The sequence below is a fragment of the Elstera litoralis genome (assembly GCF_000963705.1).
GTDB lineage: Bacteria > Pseudomonadota > Alphaproteobacteria > Elsterales > Elsteraceae > Elstera > Elstera litoralis.
On record NZ_LAJY01000740.1, the window covers coordinates 1 to 844 of the forward strand.

Below are 844 nucleotides of genomic sequence, written 5' to 3' on the forward strand. Positions count from 1 at the left end.
GATCATATCGTAAGCGGTTGATGAATATATAAGTCGAAATCATCTCAACTCCCGATTCTGCGAGATAAAAAGCTTTCATACTTCTGCGTTAGCAAAGACTGCCCCGCAAGGACGGACCAGTTCATCAACTCCTCAGCTGCTGCATTCGTCGCTTGGTCAATTAAGCTTGTTGGGTAGGCACTAATCCTATGGCCTCCAGCGCGCTCATAAGCGTCTATCAGGGCGTTCCATCTGCTCTCGAACTTCTCTGAATTTTCGGGAGCCCAACAGCATTCGACACAGCATATGGCGAGATCGGTTAAGGGGTGTCCCACTCCCGATTCTTCAAAATCAATGAGGTAGATGTGGTCATCTGAATGAAGGAGGCAATTCCCCCAGGTAATGTCCCCGTGAAGTAATACGTCTGGCTCGGCTTCAGAGAAGATGATGGCCCGAATTCGATCACTAATACGGGAGGCCTGGGAGGGAAGATCGGCCAGTGCGGGAGGTGGGGGATATCGATGGAGTTTTGCGATTAATGATCCTAATTTCCAGTATATTTCTTCTGTTTTATCTCTTTCCGTCAATTTTTGTCCAGCAAATGACAAAACAACCTGACGGCCATGGGTCGCGACGACTTTCGGCGCATTGAAATTATGACCCTGTAGACAGTAAAGCGCCATAAGTTCGCGTTGTAGGGATGTCTCTTCCACGAACTCTTTTAAAATAAATTGCTCCGTGCCTCGATAGAGTATAGTCGTGTGGTTTGCATAGCCACCTGTTGTCTCACGGGTCAGCCAATTTCCTTGGAAAACAGTCGCCGATTGTCCAAGGCTGCTCGTTATAGCTAGGGGGAGCGAGACCA

Annotated in this window: 1 protein-coding gene; it reads right to left on the reverse strand. The window is 48.3% G+C overall.

The window, feature by feature from the left end; all coding sequences use genetic code 11:
- Positions 1 to 44 precede the first annotated feature (44 nt).
- A partial coding sequence (locus tag VZ95_RS23430) for a phosphotransferase (RefSeq protein ID WP_156995434.1) occupies positions 45 to 844 on the reverse strand: 800 nt, incomplete at its 5' end.